This is a genomic window from Desulfococcus multivorans (assembly GCF_001854245.1).
GTDB classification, from domain to species: Bacteria; Desulfobacterota; Desulfobacteria; order Desulfobacterales; family Desulfococcaceae; genus Desulfococcus; species Desulfococcus multivorans.
The window spans coordinates 956,934-980,383 of sequence record NZ_CP015381.1 but is presented as its reverse complement, the minus strand read 5'-3'; the positions used below and the strand labels follow the sequence as shown (position 1 = coordinate 980,383).

Genomic DNA, 23,450 nt, shown 5'->3' with positions numbered 1-23,450 from the left:
CATCCTCACAGTTTATGATGTTTTTTATGCACCACCAGGACCAGCCCTCTGCCGGCGAGCACCTCGACCCGGTCACGGGGGGAAAAGTTCCCCTCTCCAACGGCCTTCCAGCGCTCGCCGCCGAGCCGGACGTATCCCTGGCCATGCGACCATTCCAGCACCTCCGCAGACTTCCCCACCAGGCTCTCGACCCCGGTGGTGACCGGACGGCGCTGGGCCCGCCAGGCATAGCCGAGGAGAAAGATCAGAAGCCCGCCGCTGCCGGCCGCCGTGACGGCGATCACCGGCCAGGATATCCTGAATCCGGGGATATCGCTGTCAAACAGCATCATGGCCGCCAGCACAAAGGCGATGATGCCCCCGATGCCCAGGATGCCGAAGGAGGGGACGAAAGCCTCGGCCGCCATGAGGGCGATGGCCAGCAGGAGCAGCCCCAAACCCGTGGTGTTGATGGGCAGCACGTTGAGGGCGTAAAATCCCAAAAGAAGGCAGATGCCCCCGAACACCCCGGGTCCGACGGATCCGGGATTCGCGAACTCGAAAATGAGGCCGTACACCCCCACCAGCATCAGAATGAAGGCGATGTTGGGGTTCGTCAGGATCGACAGCAGCCGGATGCGCCAGCCCGGTTCGATGGTCTCGGCTTTCAGGCCGGCGGTGCGTAGGGTGACCTGACGGCCGGCCGCCGTCACCTTTCGCCCGTCGATCCGCTCCAGCAGCGCGTCGATGTCGGCGGCAACCACGTCGATGACCTTCATTTCGAGAGCTTCGTTCACCGAAAGGCTGACCCCTTCGCGCACGGACCGTTCGGCCCACTCGGCGTTGCGCCCCCGCATCTCGGCAAGGCTCCGGATGTAGGCAGCCGCGTCGTTGACGACCTTGGCCGCCATGGCGCCTTTGGCCGGCTTGTCGGGCTGCGGCTTTTGGTCGTCGTCAGGTTTCGGCTCGTCGTCCGGGCCGGGCAGGGGCAGCCCCCCGCCGATCATGACGGGCGTTGCGGCGCCCAGGTTGGTGCCCGGCGCCATGGCGGCCACATGGGCGGCATAGAGGATGTAGGTGCCCGCGCTGTCCGCCCGCGAACCCGACGGGAAGACGAACCCCGCCACCGGCACCGGCGAATCCAGGATGTCGTGAATGACGGCGCGCATGCTCTCCGCCAGCCCGCCGGGCGTGTCCATCGCCAGAATGATCAGCGCGGCGTTTCGCGCGCGGGCGATCCCGAAACCGTCGTGTACGAATTCCGCGGTGGCTGGGCCGATGGGGCCCGTGATATGGAGGATCTGCGCCGAAGGACCGGCGGCTCCATCCGGAGGCGCCGCCTGAACCGCCGCCATCGGCTGAAGCCCCCAGAGCAAGACCATCAACAGTGAAAAAATCTTCATGAATCTCCATCCGCCAGAGGTGTATGCAGCGCGACGGGCATCCCGGCCCGCCCCGCCCTTCCCGTGCCGTTGACGAGACTTTTTCTATATTAAGATAAGCATCCATGCCCGCATGGCACGCTTCGGATGCTGGCGGCGGTGTAGCCCTTGCCGGCGACTTCGCGGCTTGACGGCGCATCGGCCATGGCCGATGCGCCGTCAAGCTTCACCAGCACCGCACTAGCGAGCTTTTTCCCGGGGATTCCCGCCGCTTCGGCGATCTCCTGGGATGTATAGGCGGAAGAATGGCGGATGCCTTCACGATCGAGGCGTTTAACCATGGGCCGGCGGTACGGGCCACTGCGCATCGATGAGGGCCTGGTTCACCGCCTGGAACCCTCCGATCGCCGCCAGGCCGTGGTCCACATAATGTTCAGGCAATACAGGGCTCACCTGAGCGATGTTTTCCATGCCGGTGCGCTGGCGGAACAGGCGGTCCACGCCGCGATTCATCAGATCGTTGGCAATGGCCGGTGAATTGTGGCCGTCGGCGGGAATATCGTCCCACAGCAAGGCATGACCGATTTCATGGCTCAAGGTCTCCCCGATCAATCGGCCGTAGACTTTGATCATGATGGGGATCAAGTCGGCATTCCCGGGGAGTGACGCGTCGAGGTCGACGATCAGGGCCTGGGTCTCGGTATCCACGTCGATGGCATCTTCCTCGGCATACATGCCGGGGAAAACCTCGATGGTTTCATTGAAAAGATCGAGAGCGGCGGAAGTGGAGGACGTCACCCCCAGGTTGCCGCTGGGGTCCTTGTCTTTGATAACGGCGGTCACCACGTTGGCGGCCGGCACGTGAGCAGGAAGCGCCTCGCTGTATCCGCCGAATTGCCAGAAGACGCGCACGTTGGCCTTGGCCAGGAGATGCTCCACCACGCGCTTCATTTCATCCACCACATCGTTCTTATGCCCGACCAGATGGAGGTTGATCAGCGCACTGTCAAACAAGGCCGGGTCTTCATTGACGGTAACGCATTGAGGCACGGACAGTTTGAGTTTGATGCTTGCAATGCGGTTGCCGCCGGGATCCAGCAGTTCCAGATCAAGATCGTGTTTGCCGGGCGTGACGCCTTTGACCCGAGTCACAGTGGCGTTGGGGTTGTCGATGATCAAGGCGCCGGGTGTGGGCGACGACCATCGCAACTTTGAACCGTCCGGCGCATTTCTGAAACCGGCCCCCACTTCGATGATCAGACTCTTGTCGTTGGTGGACGGTTTGAACGCCCTCAAATCGGCCGAACCCGTATTGCCGGTAAGATAGATCACCGGTTTGGCGCTTGAATCGGACAGGCTTTCGGGCTGGCTGACCTTGATGCTTTCCGTCTCGCCGTCCGAGCCGACCTTCTGATATTCAATTTCATGGGACGGTGACGGCATGCCCTGGGTCAGGACCTTGTCGGCGATCTTGTCGGGAACCGAATCGCCGTCCTTGCTCTTGGTATTGGTGATGTTTTTGGCCGCATCAGTGTAGGTGCCCAGGACGCCCTTGATCTGCTGGCCGGCTTCCGCATCGGTGAGATAGCCTTCCTTGTTCAGTTTCTTGATCTGTTCGATCTGCTTGGCCCCATCCCGGTTCTGGCTGGCCATCACGGCCATATTGGCAAAGTCCTTGGATATGCCGGCCAGGTCGGTGACACTCTTGGATGTGGTCTGCAGCGCGCCGAGTGCATTGGCCTGGGTGCCGGCCAATCCGGTCATATCCTTGAAGGCATCCCCTTTGGCCAGCAAGGCAAAGGCCGCGGCCAAACCCGTGGGATCCGGGGCGGCAGGGGCTGTCTGCAGGTTGATCAGGCTGGCGGGCAGATCCTTGGTCGTCAAATCCCCGGGCTCACTGCGGCGGCTCTCCGTGGAAACGGGTTGGATGGCGGCAGGCGAAGTGCCGCAGGGCACCTCGGTGAACCGCCAGTTACGGGTTTCATCGATGACCTCGCAACTGTTGCATTTGCCCATGACGGCCTCGGCGTAGACCCCTCTGGTAGGTACGCTGATCCGGAAGGGGTCGGGAGGCGTGGTGGGCTTGTAAAAGTCGAGCAGATTCTCCATGCCTTTGAATACGGGATCGAGCCGTTCTCCGGGCACGACCTTCATCACCAGGTTGTTGCCGACCACCCCCGTCACCCGGTTTTCCACCACGCTGGCTACGCTGCGGCCGCCGCTGTGGGGGGCGATATAACGATCGAGCAGTCCGAACAGGCGGCTGGCGTCCATTTTCGACCAGATCACCTTGTGGGCCAGCTCCATGTTCTCGTTCAGGTAGCTCACCAGGGCTGCGGCAGCCTCCTGGTCCTCCTTGCGCGGATTGGCTGTTTCTCTTTTGTTCAACGGCGTATACATCAGGGCCGAATCGGTCACCACCCCGCCATCGGCGGATGTTGTATTGATGATATCGTTGTTCACGCCGGCGTTGCGATAGATGGACTCGTTCAAATGCGGGGTCCGGTATTGGAGATAAAGCGAACGCAATATGATCCTGGAGCCTGATTTCACCTCGGTGGTGGCCCGGACACGCAAATGCTTGATCTGGTTGCGGGTGATGTTCTGCAGCGCACTGCTGGCCAGGCTCACCCTCAGGGCCGCCCCCTTTGCGTAATTGGACAACAGGGTGAAATCGAGCTGCAGTTTTTCTTCCGTGCCGTTGTCCGCGATGGCGTACAGCTCCATCCGGTCGATAAAATCCCTGACGATACCGGGGGCGTATTGCTGCTCGAAAAGGGCGTCCTTTTCGGCCTCCGTCAGCGGCACTTCCACATCGTATCTGAATTTCATGAATCCGAAGAACCATGGAAACGCATCGTGCAAATCGATAGTTTCGATTTTGGTGGCCTCGTCGATGGACGCCAATTGAGGCCGCTGCAACTCGAAGGTAATGGTAAAAAAGCCCGAAAATTCCTCGATCACCTCGTCGGCGTAGCTGCCTGCGGGCAGGTCGGAGTTGGCGTAGTTGGTCTCGATCCGTTCGATGGCGTCAAAGCCCCGCCGGATTTTACGGCCGTACATGGTGGGCTGCAGCGTATGCCGCCACCGCAACACCTTCTGATGGTCGAAATGGCCCATGGGCAGGGGCACAAACAGGCACTCCTGCACGTCCACCAGCTGCTGCTCGATCACATAATGCTTGAGCACCTCAAAATACTCCACCGTTATGGCGTGGCAGTGGTTGTTGTTTTTGATCACCTCGGTTTGAACGCTGACCGACTCGTTCTGACCCACGGCCTGCACCACCGTGCTCCGTTGATTGCGCAGGCTGGATGCCGACTGGGTGGTCGTATCCTGCAGCTGGTTCATTGAAGTGGCCGTCAGGGTGCGCGACGCGTCCTGGGACGCCGTGGATGTGGACGAGGCCCCGGAGTGGGCCACGCCCCCGGCGACGCCGAAAACAATTCCGCTCACGAATCCGCCGATCCCGCCGCCGATGCCGGCGCTGGTGGACGAGGTCTTGTTGGATGACGAGGCGCGAATGCTCTCGCCGAACACGGAATTGACGATTTCGGAAATATCCCTGTCCCGTGAGATCTCGGCATCGAGTTCTTCCGCCACCAGCAACTCCTCGGTCCGGCTGGCACGCTCGGTACGGTCCCAGTCATATATGGCGATTTGCTTCTCCTGGCATGGCGCCAGGGGTATACTGTTAAGCAGTGTGCCCAGGGAGAACCCGGCGGATTTATATTTTTGCTTGAAGTGCAGGATGTGGCCGTGGGCGATGGTGGTATTCTCATAAATGGTGGGGGTCTCATCCCAGTCCACGCTCGTCTCGGCGCTCAGATTGACGCGCCCCGGATGGTTGAGAATGTAGGCTCTTTCCATTTCCATGGTTTTTCGAAGGGCTGCAACGACCTGCCGCTGCAGCGCGGTCAGCGTACTTTTGATGGCGCCGTATTCTTCGTAAAAAAAGTTGTCTGTCAACTCGATGGCGAAATTGGTACTGTTTTTATAGAATATGTAAAACTCGTCCAGCAGCGACCGGAAGGCGTTGATGCTTCGCAAAAAGATGGAATAGTAGGCCTTCAGCTCGATGATTTCTCCGTAGGAGAAGACCGATTTGTTTTCCAGAACTTGTTTGAGTTCCTGGAACTTTTGAATCAGGCACATGATTCCCATGGTCTCGGCCTCGGCCTCCGGAGGACAGGGTTCGAAGGAGAGGGCGCCGGTTATGCCGGCGTTGGACAGTTCGATGATGATTCGCCGGAGATACCCCAGAACGTTCTCCTGAAGCTGGGATTCCTCTGTGTTGATATCCACAACCTGAATCGCCTTTTCCACCAGATGGATCGCGTCTGAAATCTCATTCTTTTCGGCGACGGGCCTGCTGATCAATTTTTCCAATTTGAAGATCAATGTATCGAGCTGTTTTTTCAGTGCATCGTCTCTGCCGAACCCCGTGCGATTTTTCTCCACATGACCCACCAGGGCGCTGAGTTCCGCACGGTTGATCCCATCGTTGGCCGTCAAACTCTCACAATAGGTCTTCTCCCTTTCCACACCGTATCTGCCGCAGTAGGCAGCCGCCAGTTTCTGCTGCAATGCAAGCAGTTTGTTGTGCCGCTGCGCCTGTTCGGTGACCAGTTTGACCACATCCACGTATTCGAAGCGACTCTTTTCGTACACCAGGTCCCGGGTGTTCACCTTGAACGGCTCCTTGCCGCCCACGTCCAGTTTGATCATGTAATTGGGGGACTGGGTCCGGGAGGCCTGCGATGCAGCGGTATTCGTGCCGGCCGTGCGGACCGTCCCAACACCCGGCGTGTCCGCGGCAGGCAACTCCTCAACGGCAAATGGAATCAGCGCCAGGGAATTGAACGAATCGTTCAAACGCCCCACCAGTTCGAAGGTATGATCGGACAGATCGATGAACTCCGCCTTCAGCGTTGCGCTCTCCTTGGAGGAGATAGTCAGCCCCCTGATCTCCGGCTCCGTTGTGCGGACGGTATGAAAAAAACTGAACTCCTCCAGGGTGCGGTCCGGCACCGTGAAATCAACGCAAGTGCCCCCCACATCCTGGGAAAAGGATGAGCCGCGAACGAGATCGCCCTGGTCCGGCAGGGCGGGCACGGCACCGCCACCGGTGGCCACATGGTCCGGCAGATTGGACAGATCCGTAACCATTAGGATTTGTTTGGGTATCTTGTTTTGCTCCAGGGCAATCACCACCGGTTGATCCTCCAACCCGGCGATGACGCCATAGCCCATCTGAACCGTTTCGTTTTTCACCTGTCCGAAAAAATAGCCCTCTTTATCGGTGACCGCCGAGAAAACCGCCCGATAGGTGCTGCTGTCGAACTCGGCTCCGGGATCGTCACTGACCATGATGAGGATCTCCAATCCAGCGCCCTTTCGAGTGCCCGACAGATCGATCACCTTGCCGCTGATTTTCCGCATAGCATCCTCTACAGGGGATGACGATCCGAATTCGATGATTTTGGGGTCCAGAAGGATCGTCAGCGGGGAAGAGTCATCCTCGGCGCCGATCGGGATATCCGAGGCATTTAAACTATCATAGCTGTATACCTGCCGGCCCAGCAATTGGCCGTCCGGCGCGTAGGCCTCCACGGTGACCATCTCATTGACGATCTGATCCTGAGGGAGGATGTTGAACCGGAAGGCGCCATCTCCGGTCAGATCCACCCTGTCCTTGTTGAATACGGACTGTCCGCTGATCTCCTGGGAGTAGCTGACATAGAGAAAGTGGCCGGTATATTCATCGGTAATGATACGCGTGTCGTCCACGGGTTTCATTTTACCATTTACGCTCATTGTTTTCATATCATGACCTCCCTTGGCTATTCATGAATAGCTGACCGGGGCCCGGGTCAGGCGAAACTGAAATACCATTCCCTGCCGACGCAGGCTTGTGATTCCAATGCAGGCGCCCGGACGCTATAGCCGGATATACGCTTTTGGAAAAAATGTTCCTTCTTGATCGCGTGTGAACGCTTTCAAGCGGACAGTTTTCAAGGGTTATGTATCAGGGCTGCCGAAAAGCCGTCGAAGTAGACGCCAAGCCGCGGTGTGGGTCAACCGGGCAGCACCTTGACCGGAAGTGCTGTTGAATCGTGCCGCACCACGGGGGATTCCGGCGGTCAGGGGTCATAAAAGCGGGGATAAACGGGAAGAGAATAAAAACGTCACGCGATGCCGAGCACCGATCATCCGGGATACATATGCAACAGAAAGGTCGTCCGAAGGAGACCCTGCAAAGTATGACACCACATAACAATTCACATTAGAACGCTTATGCGATTTGTCAAGAAATGTTTGATCCGATCGTCACATCTGTGGTTAACTGAGCTGAAGCAGGCAATCCTTCTTAAACCCGTATCCATCCTGATCGGAGGCGTCCCGTGACACATAAATTATGGCATACGTTGACCCCGGAAGATGTCCTGACGGCGACCGGAAGCGACATGATCCACGGTTTGAGCGACACCGAAGCGGCCGCCCGCAAGACGCAGCACGGCCCCAATGAACTGCAGGAAAGGGGTGGAATCTCTCCCCTGCGGCTGCTGTGGGACCAGTTTACCAACACCATGGTGTTGATCCTCATCGCCGCCGCCGTCATTTCCGGATTTCTGGGCAAGGTTACGGAGACGGCAGCCATCGCCGCTATTGTTGTGCTCTTTGCCCTGCTGGGTTTTCTGCAGGAGTATCAGGCCGAACGGGCCATGGCGGCCCTCAAACGAATGGCGGTGCCGCTGGTCCGGGTCCGCCGCGGCGGGGCGCTGCGGGAACTCACGGCACGGGAGTTGGTGCCCGGGGACATCGTGTTGCTGGAAGCCGGTAACGCCGTCCCTGCCGACCTGCGGTTGCTGGAGAGCGTCAATCTGCGCATTCAGGAAGCCGCTCTGACCGGTGAGTCCGAGGCGGTGGAAAAGCACACCGATCCGATTCCGGAGACGGAGGTCTCCCTCGGTGACCGGCGCAATATGGCCTACATGGGCACCGTCGCCACCTATGGACGGGGCAGCGCAGTAGTGGTCGCCACCGGGATGGACACGGAATTGGGCAGGATCGCCACCCTTCTGCAATCCGTTGAGACCGGCATGACGCCTCTGCAGCGACGACTGGACCAGGTCGGCAAACAGCTGGCCGTGGGCGGCGTTATCGTTGCCGCACTGGTTATGGCCATCGGGGTACTGCGGGGGGAATCTCTCCAGGATATGTTCCTGACCGCCGTTGCCATCGCCGTTGCCGTGGTGCCTGAAGGGCTGCCCGCCGTGGTCACCGTCACCCTGGCTCTGGGTGCGCAGCGTATGCTGCGACGCCGGGCCCTCATCCGGAAGTTACCCGCCGTGGAGACCCTCGGGTCCGTCACCACCATCTGCTCCGACAAGACCGGCACATTGACGGAAAATCGCATGACCGTTACCATCATCAGCGTCGCCGGTCATTATCTGGAATTACAGGGAACGGCGCACCACCCCGCCGCCGCACTTCGGGTGCCGGATCCCAGCCCCGACTTCCTGGAAAACCAACCCCCGGAAATCGGCTTGGCGCTGGCCGCCGGGGCCCTCTGCAACGATGCGTCCCTCCGCTCCGATCCCGAGACCGGGCGCTACCTGGCTCTGGGAGACCCCACCGAGGGGGCGTTGCTGGTGGCGGCCTCTCAGGCCGGCCTTCGCCGGAAAGAGCTGGAAGCCGTTGCGCCCCGGGTGGGGGAGCTGCCTTTTGACGCAGAGCGCAAACGTATGACCACCGTTCACCGACTTCCGGAAGATCTCGCACAACTGCCCCGGGCCCTGCGGGCCCTTGCCGATCCGCCCGCACCCTTCGTGGCCTTCACAAAGGGGGCCGTGGACGGCCTGCTGCCGCTGTGCCAAAACATCTGGCTGAAAGGCGAAACCGTTCCCATGGATGACCATTGGCGAAAACGCATAGACACGGCGAACACCGAGATGGCTCAGAACGGAATGCGGGTGCTGGGATTGGCCCTTCGCTGGCAGTCAGACACCGCACCAATCGAAGAGGACCTCATCTTCATCGGTTTGACGGGAATGATAGATCCGCCTCGCCCGGAAGTAAAATCGGCCGTAGCCGTCTGCAGAACAGCAGGCATGCGCCCGATCATGATCACCGGAGACCATCCGCTCACCGCCCGTTTCATCGCCCACGACCTGGGCATCACCGAGAACATGTCCGTCAAAACAGGACAGGACCTGGGACGTATGTCGCCGGAGGAATTGGCCGCCGTGGTAGGTGAGGTGTCGGTTTATGCGCGGGTGACGCCGGAGCACAAACTGCGCATCGTCGAAGCGCTTCAGGCCCGGGGTGAAGTGGTTGCCATGACCGGTGACGGGGTCAACGACTCACCGGCTCTGCGCAAGGCCGACATCGGCATCGCCATGGGGATCGCCGGCACCGACGTGGCCAAAGAGGCATCGGAGATGGTGCTGCTGGACGACAACTTCGCCACCATCGTCTCGGCGGTGGAGGAGGGACGGGTGATCTACGACAATATCCGTCGTTTCGTCAAGTTCTCCATTGCGGGCAATATCGGTAAGGTGCTGGTCATGCTGCTGGCGCCGCTTACAGGCATCAACGTGGCGCTGCTGCCCCTGCAGCTGCTGTGGCTGAATCTCCTCACCGACGGCCTCCTCGGGTTGGGGCTGGGCGTTGAAATCCCTGAACCCAATACCATGAAACGACCGCCCCGAAGGCCCCAGGAGCCCCTCTTCGACAGCGTACTGGCGCAACACGTTATCTGGGTAGGCCTGATCATCGGCCTTACCGCCCTGGGCGTGGGGGCGCTCTATCATGATGTGAGGGATCCCGACAACCGCTGGCAGACGATGATTTTTACGACCCTGGCCTTCATGCAGATGGGACAGGCCCTGGCATCCCGATCGACCCGGGCCTCGCTGATGTCGATGGGGTTCTTCTCCAACCCGGTGCTTATCGGACTGGTGGGGATTACAGCACTGCTTCAGCTAATGGTCCTCTATGTGCCCTTCTTTGCCCCTTTTTTCCAGGTTGTACCCCTTGGCGTCGGCGAGTTGCTGGTGTGCGCAGGGCCGGGTCTGGGGATGTTGTTGTTGATTGAAATGGAAAAGGCGTGGCAACGCCGTCGTGAAGATACACGGCAGCCACCGGCTTGAACATATGTTTTCATGCTCACATTCCGGCGCCGGCTCAGATATCTATATCGGGCATATTTTGCCTTGATTTTTAGGGAAGAACGCGTCTAGATCGCTCTGAACGGAAGTTCAGAGCGGCATCCCGGCATTATTTCACTGAAAACCGCCGAAAGCAAAAACTGCGGCATCGCGAAAAAGGAGGGGAATGGGCACTGCGGCAAGATCGACATCCGACAATCAACTCCTCCACGGCAGGATCACCCGACCGTTCCACGGAAACAGCCTCCAAATACCCATCGGGCGGTAAAAGATGAAACCGGATACAATGATGTTGCCCCGTTGGATCCTGATCCTCCTGTTGACGGCCCTGATGATCGTTACGACCGGGGGTCTGGGTTTATACCGCGCCCAGGAAGATGCCGTACGGCGAAAGGTCGCGGAGGATCTGGTCGCCGTCGCGCGACTCAAGGGAGATCAGATCGCCGCATGGCGCACAGACCAGTTGGAAGACGCCGCCGCATTGAAGGAGCACGGCTATCTTCGTCAAAGCGTGGTGCGTTTCACCGCCGATCCCGGCGCGGAAAACGCCGAGGATCTTCGCGAGCGCTTTCGCATTCTGGCGACACAGCACGACTACACCGACATTTTGTTGACAGATCCGACCGGAAGGATGTTGTCGAGCCTGAGCGGCAAAAGGTATGCTCAAGGTGTATACGCGACGGATCTGGCCGCCGCCGTGCATGAGAAAACCCCTGTTCTAATGGATATTCACACCGATCCTCAAGGTCAAACGCCTCACATCTCGGTAATAGCACCCCTTTTCTCAAATGACGAAGCGGTGTCGACGCCCGTCGGCGCGGTCATCCTGGTCATCGATGCCGCCCGATTCCTCTATCCCCTGATCCAATCCTGGCCCACCGGCAGCGAAACCGCCGAGACACTGCTGGTCCGGCAAGACGGAGAACACGTCCTCTTTCTCAACGATCTGCGTCATCAGCCCGACACGGCGCTCAAGCTGCGGATTCCCCTGACTCGAACGGACATGCCCGCAGTCATGGCGGTGCTCGGCCGGGAAGGCTTCGTTCGCGGCAGGGACTACCGGGGGGTAGAGGTGGTCTCGGTCATCCGCCCTATACCTGACTCGCCCTGGTTCATGGTGACCAAGGTGGACACGACGGAGGTCTTTGCCGAGTGGCGCCGGCAATCCGTCCTCATATGGGCGCTCCTTGCAGGAGCAACGGTGCTCATCGGGGCGATCGCGATACTCCTGCGACAGCATGAAAGAAATATTCATTTTCGAGCGCTCTATGTTTCCGAGGCGGCCCTCCGCAACAGCCTCGAACGTTACGGCATCACATTGAAATCCATCGGAGACGCCGTGATCGTCGCCGACGCCCGGGGCATGGTGGAATTGCTCAACCCAGCGGCCGAGGCCCTCACCGGCTGGGGAGATGTCGAGGCCCACGGAAAACCGCTGGACGAGATCCTTCGGATCGTCGACGAGGAAACGGGGAAGACGGTAGAAAGCTTGCCGGCAAAGGTGTTGCGGGAGGGTGCCGTGATAGGGTTGACCCGCCATCCCCTGCTTATCGCGAGAGACGGCACCCGACGGCCCATAGCCGACTCGGGCGCACCCATTCGTGACGCCGACGGCGAGATCATCGGAGTAGTGCTGGTTTTCAGGGATCAGACCGAAGAACGCCGCGCCCGGCGAACCAGCGAAATCCGATCGGACCTGATCGAATATGCCGCGACCCACACCCTTGACGAGATGATGACTCGAGCGCTGGAAATCGTCACCGAACGGGTCGAGAGCCCCAGCGGATGGTTTGGATTTGTGGAAACCGATTCCCACACCCCTTCCGGCGCACGGGGACAGACTCCAGCGCTGATCGGATTCCACCGGACCGGAGAGCAGATCCCGAACGACCCCATCGAGCCAACCGACGCAATAGCAGAATGCGTGCGGCGGAACAAACCGATCATCCGCAATGACGACATCCCATCGAAAGGCCGACAAGTGTCGGGCGACGGCGGCATCCGGCGTTATCGCGAACTGGTGGTTCCCGTGATACACAAGGACCAGACGGTCGCCGTCCTTGGGGTGAGCGGTAAACAGGGCGATTATACCGACAAGGAGGCCGCCGAGCTCGCTTCCCTTTCGGACATGATCTGGGAAATCGCGGCACGCAAACGTACCGAGGCGGATCGGCAAAAGGCCGAGCAGCGCTACCGGCGACTTTTTGAATCCGCCGGAGACGGCATTCTGGTTCTGAACGCCGACACAGGTAGAGTACTGGATGCCAACCCGTCGTTGTTACGGATGGTGGACATGTCCCATGAGACGATCGTGGGAAAGGATCTCGGAGAGCTCGGTCCCTTCACCCGAATGACCCTGTTCGAGGATGCCCTTGAAACGCTGCAGGGAAAAAATGTTTTCCACTGCGACGATGCGGCCTTGGAAACCGCCGACGGACGAATCGTCGAGATTGAGTTTGTCGGCACCAGTTATCGGGTGGATCACAACAGGATTATACAATTCAATATCCGCGACATTACTCGACGCAAGCAGGCCGAAATCGAGCGTGAACGGCTCCTTTCAGCCATCGAACAGGCCGGGGAGACGATTGTCATGACCGATCCCGACGGGGTCATCCAGTACGTCAATCCGGCATTCGAACGGGTAACGGGATATACCCGGAGGGAAGCCGTCGGTCAAACCCCGTGCGCGCTCGAAAACAGACGCCATGATGACGCCTACTATCGAATTTTACGGGAAACCCTGGCAATCGGCCGCGTTTTTCAGGGACGCATGGTCAACCAACGCAAGGACAGGACCCTCTTGACTCAGGAGGTGACCATCGCTCCGGTTCGTGACGCCGCAGGTCGCACCGTCAACTACGTGGGGGTGGCCCACGACATCACTGAAAACCTGGCCATGGCGGCCCAGCTGCAGCAGGCCCAGAAACTGGAGTCCGTGGGTCGCCTGGCCGGAGGCGTGGCCCATGACTACAACAACATGCTCGGCGTAATTCTCGGTTATACGGAGCTGGCCCTTAAGAAGGTCGATCCGTCCGATCCCCTGCACGACGATCTCATGGAAATTTTTGACGCCGCCAGACGCTCCTCCGAAATCACCCGACAATTGCTGGCTTTCGCGCGCCGCCAGACCGTCAGCCCCAGAGTGCTCGACGTGAATGAAACCGTTGAAGGCATGCTCAAAATGCTGCGACACCTGATCGGCGAGGACATCGACCTGAGATGGTTTCCGAAACACCGATCATGGCCCGTAAAAATAGATCCATCGCAAATCGAACAGATTCTTGCCAATCTCTGCCTCAACGCCCGGGATGCCATTTCAGGCGTGGGCAAGGTGATGATTGAAACAGAAAACATCACCTTCGACGAAGCCTATTGTGCCCATCACCCCGATTGCATCCCCGGCGAATATGTATTGCTGGCCGCAAGCGACGACGGTCGGGGTATGGACAAGGAAACCCTCGAAAGCATCTTCGAACCGTTTTTCACCACCAAGGACGTCAGACGAGGCACCGGTCTGGGATTGGCCACGGTGTACGGTATCGTCAAACAGAACAACGGGTTTATCAATGTTTACAGTGAACCCGGCAAGGGAACGACCTTCAAGATCTACCTGCCCCGTCATCAGGGGCCGGCGACGACGTCTTCACCTGATCCGCCCGTCGAGATTCCCTTGGGCCGAGGTGAAACGATCCTCCTGGTGGAGGACGAACCGGCTATCCTGAAGGTAGGCGCAATGATGCTGGAGGGGTTGGGTTATCGCGTACTGACCGCGGACACCCCAACCTCGGCAATGCGCCTGGCTGATGCGCACGTGGACAAAATCCATCTGCTCGTCACCGATGTGGTCATGCCCGAAATGAACGGACGCGATCTGGCGAATCAACTGAAAGCTCGTTGTCCGGAGATCAGAACCCTGTTCATGTCCGGCTACACCGCCAACGTCATCGCCCACAGGGGTGTGCTGGACGTGGGTGTGTACTTCATTCAGAAGCCTTTTTCCAGAAAGGATCTGGGCATCAAGGTCAGGGGTATCCTGGATGAGACGTCCCCTCAAGCGTCGCGGCAGGGGGTAACGAAATGACCTTCTGGTTTCAAAATCGCCTCCGGCGTGCCCACCCCACCAACCTGCTGATGATGAGCTATCTGGCGGCCATCGCCGTCGGCACCGCCGCCCTGATGATGCCGGGAGCCACGGTGAAGGGCTACATCGGCGTGATCGACGCTCTTTTCACGGCCACGTCCGCGGTTTGCGTTACCGGCCTGATCGTCGTGGATACCGGCACCTATTTCACCCCCTTGGGACAGGGCGTTATCCTCTTTCTGATCCAGATCGGCGGACTGGGGATCATGACGATCTCCGTAGCGCTGTTTCAGGTGATCGGCAAAAGGGTGGTGTTTCAGCAGCGGATGGCCATGCAGGAGGTTTTTTCCCATACTCCGAGGGAGGATATCTATCATCTGATCCGTTCGGTGCTCTATTTCACCTTTGCGGTCGAAACGGCGGGCGCCGTAGTCCTCTTCGTCCACTGGCAGCCGGTCTATCCGGTTTCCGAAGCGCTCTACAAAGCCGTTTTCCATTCCGTTTCCGCTTTCTGCAACGCCGGCTTCTCTCAGTTCAGCAATAACCTCATGGCGGATCAGGCGTCCGTGATGTTGAATATGACCGTGTGTGCGCTCATCATCCTGGGAGGCATCGGATTTCCCGTGGTTTACGAACTTTACCGGGGGGTTGTTCTGCGGGAAAGCAGCAAGGTTTCCATTCAGACCAAAAGCGTGATCGCGGCGAGCCTCGGCCTGATTTTAACGGGCGTCCTGGTGATCCTGATATCCGAATGGAACCTCCTGTCATCGATGGGCTGGTGGAAGGGAGTCCTCACTGCGATATTTCAATCCGTCACCTGCCGCACCGCGGGGTTCAATACGGTGGATATCGCCTCGCTCAATACAGCGACGCTGCTGTTCATGATGTTCCTGATGCTGGTGGGGGCTTCTCCGGGATCGTGCGGCGGCGGCATGAAAACAACCACCTTTACCGTGCTGACGGCCTTTTCATGGAGCCGTCTGATGCGTTACAAATGCGTCAATCTCTTCGGCAAAACCGTTCCCGAGGATACGGTGACGAAAAGCATTTCAGTGCTGGTGTTTTCGTTGGCCGCGATCTGCGTCGCCGTCTTTCTGATCCTTTTCATAGATCCGGATCACGGTGGACGCGTTCAGGGAAATCGCCAATTTTTGAGCTTTCTTTTCGAAACCGTTTCGGCGTTCGGCACCGTCGGCCTGTCCATGGGAATCACCTCGATGTTGACACCGGCCGGCAAGTTGGTGATTGTCGGACTGATGATCGTGGGCCGTGTGGGCGTTCCCGCGTTCACCTATATCGTCGCCGGCGGGGAGGCCACCAAGGGCGTGCGGTACGCCGAGGAAAACATGATGATCGGATAGAGTAAAACAGAGGTAAGCATGAAACGATTCGCCGTCATCGGTACGGGGAGCTTCGGCTATTATGTCGCCAAAGCGCTTTACGAAGCCAAAAACGAGGTGATCGCCATCGATCTCAGCAAGGAGCGGATTCAGGCCATCGAGCCCCACTGCACCAGCGCCATCGTCCAGGACGTGACCGATATCGAGGCACTCAAGGGGTTGGGGCTTGACGAGATGGACGCCGTCATCGTGAGCACGGGCGCCGACATCAAGCCCAGCATCCTGATCTGCTTCCACCTCAGCCGAATGGGGATCAAACGTATTATTATCAAGGCCGAGGACGATGATCACGGGGAGATCCTCAAACAGCTGGGGGCCACGGAAATCATTCGACCGGGCATGGATATGGCCTATCGCCTGGCCCTCCGCTTGACCTCGCCGAACATCCTTGAATTCCTGCCTCTCGAGGAAGATTATACCATCGTCCAAATCGATCCCCCTTCCTCCTTCATCGGCAAATCGCTCAAGGAGCTGGATCTGCGCAAACGCTACGAGATCAACATCATCGCCGTCAAGGAGTTGGCATCGGACCGGTTCGTCATGGTGCCCAACGCTGATTTCACGGTCAAGGAAAGCGATGTCCTCGTCATTTTGGGAAGAGAAAAGGATTTGAAGGAGATCAAGGAGCTGCACTAACATGATTTCCCTCGGCATCCTCATCGTCGACGACGACGCCAATATTCGCAAAACCCTCTCTTATTGCCTGACGGCCGAAGGCCATGACGTCACGGCAGTGAGCAATCCCGCAGACGCCGTCGAGGAGGCCCGGAGACGATCTTTTGACCTGGCCTTCGTGGATCTCAGGCTGGGGGAGGAAAACGGCATGGACCTGATTCCCGTCCTGGCATCGGACTCACCCTGGACCCAGATCGTGGTCATTACGGCCCACGCCACCATCGAAAGCGCCGTGGATGCCATGCGGCGCGGTGCCGCTGATTACATCGTCAAGCCTTTCACCCCTGACCAGGTCAGGTTCATCACCCAGCGGATCGGCAGAATTCGAAACCTGGAAACCGAGATCGCGGTGCTCAGGGAAGGCATGCCGCCGCCGGGCCCGGAAGACCGGCTTCACAGCAGAAACGCAGGCATGCAGCGCGTTATCGAAACCGCGAGAAAGGCCGCCGCCTCAGAAGCTATTATCCTGCTTCAGGGGGAGAGCGGCACGGGCAAGTCGGTGTTTGCCAAGGCCATCCACCACTGGAGCCCGAGGACCGGAAAGCCCATGGCGGTGGTGGCCTGCCCTGCGGTCCCGGCCGATCTTCTTGAAAGCGAGCTGTTCGGACACGCCAAAGGCGCCTTCACGGGGGCGATTCGGCACCATCCGGGACGCATTGCGGCCTGCGAAGGCGGCACCCTCCTTCTGGACGAGATCGGCGACATGGCCCTGCCGGTACAGGCCAAGCTGCTGCGGTTCATTCAGGAAAAAACCTACGAACGTCTCGGTGAAACCGCCTCGCGGAAAGCGGATGTGCGCATCATCGCCGCCACCAACGTCGATCTTGAAAAACGGGTGGCCGAGGGTCGTTTCCGCGAAGACCTGTTCTACCGAATCAACGTCATCCCTTTGAGGATCCCGCCGCTGCGGGAGAGGCCCGAGGATATTCTGCCGCTGGCTATGGATTTTCTTGTCCATCTCTGCCGGGAGAATTTCAAATCCATCCTCGGATTTACGCGGGATGCCGAGAAATTTCTTGTGAGCCACGACTGGCCCGGCAATGTCCGTGAACTCCGCAACGCTGTCGAGCGGGCGGTAATCCTCGGCACCGGCAACCGGATCGCCACGACGGATCTGCCCGGCGGCACCGTTCCCACCGCAAGCGCTCCCGCCATCGGGGACCGGGTTCCCCTGTCCGTCATCGAAGAGCTGCACATCAGAAGGGTCATCGCCAACACCGCTTCGCTCCAGGAGGCCTCGGAGGTTCTGGGCATCGATCCCGCAACGCTCTGGCGCAGAAGAAAGGTCTACGGCATCTGATTCGCGGATGAGGGTCTCGCAGGTGAGACCGTCCGTATTGCATTGTGCAAGACCTCTGCACCCCAGCCTTTCAAATTTCAAGACGACCTTTCCTGAACATTTTGCTAACCCATCGAAATCATGCACTCCCTGCAACTGGTACGGGTATTGCTTCAAGCATCTATACCAATGGTGACTCGATGGAGGATTGCGTCCCATGACACTCAAAAAGAAAATTTATATCGGATATGGCGTCGTTTTTGCCCTCATGGGTTTTGTGATCGCCTGGGCCGTTTCAAACCTGGTATCCCTGGGCAAGGCGACCGACGCGATCCTGAGCGAAAATTACAGGAGCATTCTCGCCGCCGAAAACATGGTGGATGCCATAGAGCGACAGGACAGCGGCATATTGCTCGTATTCCTGGGTGATATGGAAAACGGAATCGTTCAGTTCCGCGAAAACGAGGCGATTTTCCTCGAATGGATGGCCCGTGCCAAAGACAACATCACGATTCCCGGCGAGTCAAAGCTCATCCAGGCCATAGAGTCTGATTACGCGATCTACCGACGGGCGTTTTCCCTGTTGACCGACATGGGCGGCACAGCCGAGCGGACTTTGCAGACCGGCGATTACCAGAAAACGATCTATCCCCTGTTCACCAAGGTCCGGGAGGGTTGCATCGGGCTTCGCCGGCTCAATGAGGAGACCATGTATGCCGCCGGCGCGGAGGCGGGGCGGGTGGCCCGGCGCGCCATCTGGTCGACGGTCCTGGTGGCGGCGACGGCCTTGATCCTGGTCTTGATGTTCAGCATGTTTCTTGCCGAGCGCATCGTGAGACCGATTCGGCATTTCATGGAAGCCTCCCGGCGGATTTCAGCGGGAGACTATGCCGTCCAGGTATCTGTGGAGACCCGTGACGAGTTGGGAGAACTGGCCGGAGAGTTCAATCGAATGGCCCGTCAGCTCGACCATTACCATCAAATGAATATCGACGAGATCATTTCGGAAAAAAACAAGGGCGAAGCCATCCTCTCCAGCATCGAAGACGGTCTGGTCACCTTCGACACCCGGCTCAAGGTCACCGCCATCAATCCCGCCGCACGTCGGATGCTGGATTTAGGGTTTGCCGAGCGAGCCGAATTATGTTGCAGGGACATTCTGTCGGATCCGAATGTGTGTGATCTGATACAGAAAACGGTGGCGGCCGACATCCCCCCCGAGGTTCCCGACGAACGGCGGATCATCACGGTCACAAGAGATGACAACGCCCTGCACTACCTGTTTTCCGTCACGGCCATCCGCGGACCGGAACACCATCTGTCCGGGGTTGTGCTCCTGCTGAGGGATGTGACCCGTCTCAAGGAGGTGGAACGACTCAAGGACGAATTCGTTATGGCCGCCTCCCACGAACTGCGGACCCCCCTCACCAGCCTGGGCATGAGCGTGGATCTGCTCCTGGAACATGCCGCGGATGGACTTGCCGAAAAGGACCGCGAACTCCTCCAGGCGGCCCACGAGGAAGTTTACCGCATGAAGGCACTGGTCAACGACCTGCTCGACTTGTCCAGAATCGAAGCCGGCAGAATCGAAATGGAATTTGAAAACGTTTCCATTTCAACCCTTTTTGACCACGTGCAGGCGGTGTTTAAAAGCCAGGCGGAGATCAAGGCGATCTCCCTCACATCGGCGGTCACCGGAGATCCGCCCCGCGTCCGCGCCGATGCCAACAAAATTACCTGGGTGCTGACCAATCTGGTTTCCAATGCACTGCGGTATGTGGGCAAGGGGGGGCATATCGAACTCATGGCCTGCAGAATCGGTCCACACATCCACTTGAGTGTACGTGACAACGGACCGGGAATCCCCCCTGAGTATCAATCCAGAATTTTTCAAAAATTTGTTCAGATAAAAGGGCGGGAGGGGACCGGATCCGGCCTGGGACTCGCCATCTGCAAGGAAATCGTTCGGGCTCACGGCGGCGCGATATGGGTGGAATCGTCTCCAGGCGAGAATTGCACCTTCACTTTCACGCTCCCGGCAGCCCAGTAGGAGATCGTCATGGAGAAAAAACCGATTCTGGTGGTTGATGATGAAAAGAACATCCGTCTGACCCTGTCCCAATCCTTAGAGTCATTGAGCATTCCGGTCCGGACGGCCATCAACGGAGAAGAAGCGCTGAAAAAGCTTCAGCATGAGACTTTTGGACTCGTGTTCCTGGATCTGAAAATGCCGGGAATGGATGGGATGGCCCTTCTGCGACGCATTGAGGCGCACTGGCCCAAAACCCGCGTGATCATCATCACCGCCCACGGAACGATCGAGACCGCCGTGGAAGCCATGAAGCTCGGCGCAGTGGATTTCATTCAAAAGCCGTTCAGCCCGGTTGAGATTCGTGAGGTGGCGACGCAAGTGCTGGCGCGCGAGAGCCTGGATGAAAAACGTGCCATGAATTATCCGGCTCTGATCGAACTGACAAAGCGCCACATCACGGATCGCCGTTTTTCCCTGGCCCGGGAGACCGCGCGCAAGGCCATCGCCGCAGACCCGGCCCAGCCCGAGGCCTACAACCTTCTCGGCGCACTGTTTGAAGTCAGTAATGACCGCCTGAATGCGTTGAAATTCTATCGGGCGGCCCTGGATATCGATCCGACCTTCAAACCGGCCGATGCGAACCTGGATCGGGCCACCTCATGGGCCAAACTCGGCAAGATCGATCTCGGATCGGAAGAAACGGATGCCGCAGTGTCCAACGGCGACGCCAAGGAGAACCGCGATGACGCATAACCGCTATGTCGTGATCCTCGGATGCGGTCGATTGGGCTCCTATCTCGCCAACCGACTCAGTCGCGACGGCAATTCAGTCGTGGTGATTGACAAGGATGAGGCGACCTTCAGAAACCTGTCCCCCGATTTCAGCGGCTTTCGTGTGATTGGCGATGCCGGCCATATGGCGGTGCTCAAGGAAGCCAAGCTGAAAAAAGCGGACGTTCTCATTGCCACGACCCGTGAAGACAACGTCAACCTGATGGTCGCCCAGGTGGGGCGGAAGATCTTCGGCGTTCCTCAAGTGCTGGCCCGGGTGTTCGATCCCAAGAGGGAAGAGGTATACGCCCAGTTGGAAATCGATACCATATGTCCGACGTCTGTTGCCGCGGACATATTTCTCCGGGCCATTGCCAATGACGCCGCAAAAATGAGAGGTAAGTCATCATGAAGGCCATCATTGTCGGCGGCGGCAAAACGCTCTATTTTATTTGTCGAAATCTCACATCAAAAGGATACCAAGTCATCATCATCAACCGTGACAAGGAGGAATGCATCCAACTGGCCCGGCAACTCCCTGCCACGGTGATCTGGGGTGACGGAAGTGATGTCGGTATTCTCGGGGAAGCCGGCGCCATGGGCGCGGACGCGGTGCTCGCCGTCACGCCCAACGACCAGGACAATCTGGTGATCTGTCAGCTGGCCGCCCTCAAATTCGGCGTCCCGAGAGCGGTAGCCCTGGCCAACGACCCCGACAATACCGAGGTTTTCGAAACACTGGGTGTTTCAGCTTTTTCGACGACCCACATCGTCGGCAGCCTCATCGAACAGCGTGCATCCCTGGAACAGATCACCAACCTGCTGCCGGTGGGCGAGGGCCGGGTAAACGTGACCGAGATTCTGCTCGATGAAACGTCTCCGGCGGCCGGGAAGCGTCTGAAGGAGATAACGCTTCCCGAAAACGCCCTGGTCGCCGTCGTCATCCGCGACAAACAGCCGATCGTCCCCCGAGGCGACAATGATCTGCGGACCGGCGACCGTCTGGTGTTGATCACCTTGCCCGAAAATCATGGTCCGGTCCTCAAGGCCTTTACCGGTGAACGAAGATAGTGGAGGTGACGATCTTGAGGGAGAGGGAATATCTCAGACACCGGTACGCCGGGATTCTGTCAGCAGTCGGCACCGTTTTGATGCTGACCGGGCTGATGACGGCGACCCCGCTACTGATGATCGCAGCCCGACCGGAGGAAGCCGTCCACGCGTGGGCATTCGGCATGCCGGCTGGGCTGCTTGTTTTGCTGGGCGCCGGATTATGCTGGTGCTTCCGATCCGCGTCAGACACCACCCTCACGGTTCAGGAAGGCGGCGTTATCGTCCTCATGAGTTGGGTGACCGTCATTCTCTTTTCCGCCTGGCCCTTCATGTCGGTGATGGACCTTCCGTTTTCCCTGGCGGTGTTCGAGTCGGTGAGCGGATGGACCACCACCGGGCTCTCCGTGGTGGATTTGACCGAGGCAGGCCCCATGATCCTGTTCTGGCGAAGTCTCATGCAGTTTGCCGGCGGTGCCGGACTCGCCGTCATCATGATGTCGGCCATCGTCGGCCCTACGGGCGTCGGAATTTCCAGCGCGGAAGGTCGAAGCGATCAGCTCGTCCCCCAGGTTCGCCGATCGGCGCGTTTAGTGCTGATCATCTATTCCGGCTACGCCGTCATCGGTACACTGGCCTATTGGATCGCAGGAATGTCGCCTTTCGACGCGGTCAACCATGCCTTTGCCGCCGTATCCACGGGAGGCTTTTCCACCCGGCCCGAAAGCATCGGCCACTGGAATTCAACGGCGATCGAGGCGGTGAGCCTGCCCCTCATGCTGCTCGGCAACCTGAGTTTCGTCACGGCCTGGTTTCTGTGGCGCGGCAAATGGCGATTCGTCACCCGGAACGGTGAGGTCCGGATGCTGGCGGTGCTGCTTCCGCTGTCGACAGGTGCGCTTTTTTTTCTGACATGCCGGACCATCTATCCCCACCTCGAAAAATCGATACGTGTTGCGATGTTCGAGGCGGTATCAGCAATGACCACCACCGGCTTTTCCACCGTGGGCTACGGGAATTGGAATGCCTTCGGAACGGCGCTGCTGATCGTGCTGATGCTGATCGGCGGCGGAACGTGTTCAACGGCCGGCGGGATCAAACAGTTTCGGATCTACCTCATGTGGCGTCTTTTTTTCTGGGAAATCCACAGACATCTCCTGCCGCGGACCGCAATCCTGGAGTTGCCCGTATGGGAGGGCACCCAGCGGGTCTTCGTGGACGATGCCGGAATCCGACATATGGGGGTGTTGATTTTCGCGTATCTGGCAACATACGTCCTGGGAGTCATGATCCTCTGCGCATGCGGTTACGGCCTGGGCGATTCTGCGTTCGAATTTGCCTCCGCCATCGGAACGGTCGGACTCTCGGTGGGGGTGACCGCCCCCCACATGCCCGATGCCGCGCTTTGGGCGGAAACCCTCGCCATGTTTCTCGGACGGCTCGAATTCATGGTGGTAATCGTCAGTCTCCTCAAGCTCGGCAGAGACGGCCGGCGGTATTGGGGGGGATCATCAAGGAAAGTTGATCAAGATGCAGGATCTAAAGCACATAGACGACACGATGCCCCCGCGAAGCCTTAAATTCCTGGTGTGTGATACCACCTGTTTTCTCCATTACAACAAAAT

Annotated in this window: 13 protein-coding genes; 10 read left to right on the top strand and 3 right to left on the bottom strand. The window is 58.7% G+C overall.

Features of this window, described 5'->3' with window-relative positions; all coding sequences use genetic code 11:
• Positions 1 to 5 precede the first annotated feature (5 nt).
• The 3 genes from dmul_RS04125 to dmul_RS04115 all read right to left on the bottom strand — a co-directional run bounded on the left by dmul_RS04125 (position 6) and on the right by dmul_RS04115 (position 7,187).
• Positions 6 to 1,382: an NfeD family protein gene (locus dmul_RS04125; RefSeq protein ID WP_020875421.1), complete on the bottom strand. Its 1,377-nt coding sequence runs from the start codon at positions 1,380 to 1,382 to the stop codon at positions 6 to 8.
• Between the two features lie 89 nt (positions 1,383 to 1,471).
• Positions 1,472 to 1,729 (bottom strand): hypothetical protein, encoded by a 258-nt coding sequence (locus dmul_RS04120; protein ID WP_020875422.1) that lies wholly within the window; start codon positions 1,727 to 1,729, stop codon positions 1,472 to 1,474.
• Positions 1,695 to 7,187 carry a hypothetical protein gene (locus dmul_RS04115; RefSeq protein ID WP_020875423.1) on the bottom strand — a complete coding sequence of 1,831 codons (5,493 nt, stop codon included), beginning with the start codon at positions 7,185 to 7,187 and terminating at the stop codon, positions 1,695 to 1,697. Before dmul_RS04115 ends, dmul_RS04120 begins: the two co-directional genes overlap by 35 nt.
• A gap of 578 nt (positions 7,188 to 7,765) precedes the next feature.
• Here dmul_RS04115 and dmul_RS04110 point away from each other — a divergent pair.
• The 10 genes from dmul_RS04110 (at position 7,766) to dmul_RS04065 (ending at position 23,405) form a co-directional block, all read left to right on the top strand.
• Complete coding sequence (locus dmul_RS04110; RefSeq protein ID WP_020875424.1) at positions 7,766 to 10,516, top strand: cation-translocating P-type ATPase; 2,751 nt, start codon at positions 7,766 to 7,768, stop codon at positions 10,514 to 10,516.
• A 289-nt stretch (positions 10,517 to 10,805) separates the two neighbouring features.
• Positions 10,806 to 14,618: a PAS domain S-box protein gene (locus tag dmul_RS04105; protein ID WP_052018497.1), complete on the top strand. Its 3,813-nt coding sequence runs from the start codon at positions 10,806 to 10,808 to the stop codon at positions 14,616 to 14,618.
• A complete protein-coding gene (locus dmul_RS04100; RefSeq protein ID WP_020875426.1) occupies positions 14,615 to 15,979 on the top strand; it encodes a TrkH family potassium uptake protein in 1,365 nt (454 codons plus the stop codon). The genes dmul_RS04105 and dmul_RS04100 overlap by 4 nt, the downstream gene beginning before the upstream one ends.
• Positions 15,980 to 15,997: 18 nt before the next feature.
• Positions 15,998 to 16,654 (top strand): potassium channel family protein, encoded by a 657-nt coding sequence (locus tag dmul_RS04095; protein ID WP_020875427.1) that lies wholly within the window; start codon positions 15,998 to 16,000, stop codon positions 16,652 to 16,654.
• Position 16,655: 1 nt separating this feature from the next.
• Complete coding sequence (locus tag dmul_RS04090) at positions 16,656 to 17,993, top strand: sigma-54-dependent transcriptional regulator (RefSeq protein WP_020875428.1); 1,338 nt, start codon at positions 16,656 to 16,658, stop codon at positions 17,991 to 17,993.
• Positions 17,994 to 18,189: 196 nt separating this feature from the next.
• Positions 18,190 to 20,022: a sensor histidine kinase gene (locus dmul_RS04085; protein ID WP_020875429.1), complete on the top strand. Its 1,833-nt coding sequence runs from the start codon at positions 18,190 to 18,192 to the stop codon at positions 20,020 to 20,022.
• 9 nt (positions 20,023 to 20,031) lie between these two features.
• Entirely contained in the window at positions 20,032 to 20,757 is a 726-nt protein-coding gene (locus dmul_RS04080) for a sigma-54-dependent transcriptional regulator (RefSeq protein WP_020875430.1), read from the top strand.
• Positions 20,747 to 21,187 carry a potassium channel family protein gene (locus dmul_RS04075; RefSeq protein ID WP_020875431.1) on the top strand — a complete coding sequence of 147 codons (441 nt, stop codon included), beginning with the start codon at positions 20,747 to 20,749 and terminating at the stop codon, positions 21,185 to 21,187. Before dmul_RS04080 ends, dmul_RS04075 begins: the two co-directional genes overlap by 11 nt.
• Positions 21,184 to 21,846, top strand: coding sequence for a potassium channel family protein (locus dmul_RS04070; protein WP_020875432.1), 663 nt, complete (start codon positions 21,184 to 21,186; stop codon positions 21,844 to 21,846). Before dmul_RS04075 ends, dmul_RS04070 begins: the two co-directional genes overlap by 4 nt.
• A complete protein-coding gene (locus tag dmul_RS04065) occupies positions 21,846 to 23,405 on the top strand; it encodes a TrkH family potassium uptake protein (protein WP_200809304.1) in 1,560 nt (519 codons plus the stop codon). Before dmul_RS04070 ends, dmul_RS04065 begins: the two co-directional genes overlap by 1 nt.
• The last annotated feature ends 45 nt before the right edge of the window (positions 23,406 to 23,450 follow it).